This window comes from Leifsonia stereocauli, assembly GCF_038432415.1.
GTDB classification, from domain to species: domain Bacteria; phylum Actinomycetota; class Actinomycetes; order Actinomycetales; family Microbacteriaceae; genus Orlajensenia; species Orlajensenia stereocauli.
Genome location: NZ_JBCAUN010000004.1, coordinates 1 through 3,575 on the forward strand (window position 1 = coordinate 1; position 3,575 = coordinate 3,575).

Consider the following 3,575-nt stretch of genomic DNA (forward strand, 5'->3'; position numbering starts at 1 on the left):
TTGTTCGGATTCTCGACCGTACATCGAGAACCACATAGTGGACGCAAGCATTCATGTTTCCCCCCATACCAGCCTTACAACATGTATGGGAGTGGTGATTATCAAGATATCGGCTTATTAGTACCGGTCAGCTCCGACAGTCTTTCGTCCTGTCTTCCACATCCGGCCTATCAACCCAGTCGTCTGGCTGGGAGCCTCTCACCCGAAGGTATGGAAATCTCATCTCGAGGCCGGCTTCCCGCTTAGATGCTTTCAGCGGTTATCCATCCCGAACGTAGCTAATCAGCGGTGCTCCTGGCGGAACAACTGACACACCAGAGGTTCGTCCAACCCGGTCCTCTCGTACTAGGGTCAGATCCTCTCAAATTTCCTGCGCGCGCAGCGGATAGGGACCGAACTGTCTCACGACGTTCTAAACCCAGCTCGCGTACCGCTTTAATGGGCGAACAGCCCAACCCTTGGGACCTACTCCAGCCCCAGGATGCGACGAGCCGACATCGAGGTGCCAAACCATGCCGTCGATATGGACTCTTGGGCAAGATCAGCCTGTTATCCCCGAGGTACCTTTTATCCGTTGAGCGACAGCGCTTCCACAAGCCACTGCCGGATCACTAGTCCCGACTTTCGTCCCTGCTCGACTTGTCAGTCTCACAGTCAAGCTCCCTTGTGCACTTACACTCGACACCTGATTGCCAACCAGGTTGAGGGAACCTTTGGGCGCCTCCGTTACTTTTTGGGAGGCAACCGCCCCAGTTAAACTACCCACCAGGCACTGTCCCTGAACCGGATCACGGTTCGAAGTTAGATATCCAGAGTGACCAGAGTGGTATTTCAACATTGACTCCACCTGAACTAGCGTCCAAGCTTCACCGTCTCCCACCTATCCTACACAAGCCACACCGAACACCAATACCAAGCTGTAGTAAAGGTCACGGGGTCTTTCCGTCCTGCTGCGCGTAACGAGCATCTTTACTCGTAATGCAATTTCGCCGAGTTCGCGGTTGAGACAGCTGGGAAGTCGTTACGCCATTCGTGCAGGTCGGAACTTACCCGACAAGGAATTTCGCTACCTTAGGATGGTTATAGTTACCACCGCCGTTTACTGGGGCTTAAATTCTCAGCTTCGCCTTGCGGCTAACCGTTCCTCTTAACCTTCCAGCACCGGGCAGGCGTCAGTCCGTATACATCGTCTTGCGACTTAGCACGGACCTGTGTTTTTAGTAAACAGTCGCTTCCCACTGGTCTCTGCGGCCATCCACGCTTCCTGGAGCAAGTCCATTCACGTTTCAGGCCCCCCTTCTCCCGAAGTTACGGGGGCATTTTGCCGAGTTCCTTAACCACGATTCTCTCGATCTCCTTAGTATTCTCTACCTGACCACCTGAGTCGGTTTGGGGTACGGGCGGCTGGAACCTCGCGTCGATGCTTTTCTTGGCAGCATAGGATCACCGATTTCGACTTGCGTCTACCCATCGGGTCTCAGCCTTATATGAGAGACGGATTTGCCTATCTCTCGGCCTACACCCTTAGACCGGGACTACCATCGCCCGGCTCGGCTACCTTCCTGCGTCACACCTGTTAATACGCTAACCGCACCAGCATAGGGTCGCACGCTAGGCCTCACGCTTCACCCCGAAGGGATCCGTCTAGAGGATTCAGATGCTTAGCATTACTGGATTAGTTTGGGCGGTTCTTCGCCGGTACGGGAATATCAACCCGTTGTCCATCGACTACGCCTGTCGGCCTCGCCTTAGGTCCCGACTTACCCAGGGCGGATTAGCCTGGCCCTGGAACCCTTGGTCTTCCGGAGGACGGGTTTCTCACCCGTCTTTCGCTACTCATGCCTGCATTCTCACTCGTGTGGCCTCCACGGCTGGTTTACACCGCCGCTTCACTGGCCACACGACGCTCTCCTACCCATCAACACGGCTGGACCACGAAGGCCTACCTATAAATGTCAATGCCACAACTTCGGTGGCGTGCTTGAGCCCCGTTACATTGTCGGCGCGGAATCACTTGACCAGTGAGCTATTACGCACTCTTTCAAGGGTGGCTGCTTCTAAGCCAACCTCCTGGTTGTCTGTGCAACTCCACATCCTTTCCCACTTAGCACGCGCTTTGGGACCTTAGTTGGTGGTCTGGGTTGTTTCCCTCTCGACGATGAAGCTTATCCCCCACCGTCTCACTGCTGCGCTCTCACTTACCGGCATTCGGAGTTTGGCTGACGTCAGTAACCTTTTAGGGCCCATCGGCCATCCAGTAGCTCTACCTCCGGCAAGAAACACGCAACGCTGCACCTAAATGCATTTCGGAGAGAACCAGCTATCACGAAGTTTGATTGGCCTTTCACCCCTATCCACAGCTCATCCCCTCCATTTTCAACTGAAGTGGGTTCGGTCCTCCACGACGTCTTACCGTCGCTTCAACCTGGCCATGGATAGATCACTTCGCTTCGGGTCTAGGACATGCGACTGAATCGCCCTATTCAGACTCGCTTTCGCTACGGCTACCCCACACGGGTTAACCTCGCCACATATCGCTAACTCGCAGGCTCATTCTTCAAAAGGCACGCTGTCACACCTACAAGGGTGCTCCAACGGTTTGTAAGCAAACGGTTTCAGGTACTATTTCACTCCCCTCCCGGGGTACTTTTCACCTTTCCCTCACGGTACTTGTCCGCTATCGGTCATCTGGGAGTATTTAGGCTTATCAGGTGGTCCTGACAGATTCACACGGGATTTCTCGGGCCCCGTGCTACTTGGGATACTTCTCACGCCATAACGACATTTCGACTACCGGGCTCGCACCGTCTACGGCTGGGCTTTCAATCCCATTCGTCTATATCGCGCTGTAACGTTCACTGTTCGGCAGAATCAGCACGAAAAGTCCCACAACCCCGACCATGCAACGCCTGCCGGCTATCACACATGATCGGTTTAGCCTGATCCGCGTTCGCTCGCCACTACTGACGGAATCACTGTTGTTTTCTCTTCCTGTGGGTACTGAGATGTTTCACTTCCCCACGTTCCCTCTACCCGCCCTATATATTCAGGCGGGAGTCACCAGGTCACCCAAAGGGCCTGGCGGGGTTTCCCCATTCGGAAATCCTCGGATCACAGCTCGTTTATCAGCTCCCCGAGGCTTATCGCAGATTACGACGTCCTTCTTCGGCTCCAGATGCCAAGGCATCCACCGTTTGCTCTTAGAATCTTGAAATCACATGAGTTTGAATCGATTTCGTTAATTGCAGCACCGAAGTACTGCGCGAAATTGACCAATGATTAGTCGGACGAACCCTCGAAAGAGTCCGTCCTAAAATCTTTAGTGATTGAGGATCGAAATCCTCAATCTAAGATGCTCGCGTCCACTGTGTAGTTCTCAAAGTACGGGCGGTACCCCCACCAGCGGCGATGTATGCCGACAAGTGAAGGTCCTGAGTTTCGTCCACCCACCCGAAGGCGAATGATCCGGTCCCTCAGGACCCAACAGCGTGCAACGTAAACCAACATCCGAACCAGACCTTTCCAACCACCGTGTTGTAAACAACACCGAGGCGTACTGAGTCCAGCACATCCGC

Annotated in this window: 1 rRNA gene; it reads right to left on the reverse strand. The window is 54.1% G+C overall.

The features are described 5' to 3' along the window. Positions 1–97: 97 nt before the first annotated feature. Positions 98–3,214, reverse strand: a 23S ribosomal RNA gene (locus tag AADV74_RS16885). Between the last annotated feature and the right edge of the window lie 361 nt (positions 3,215–3,575).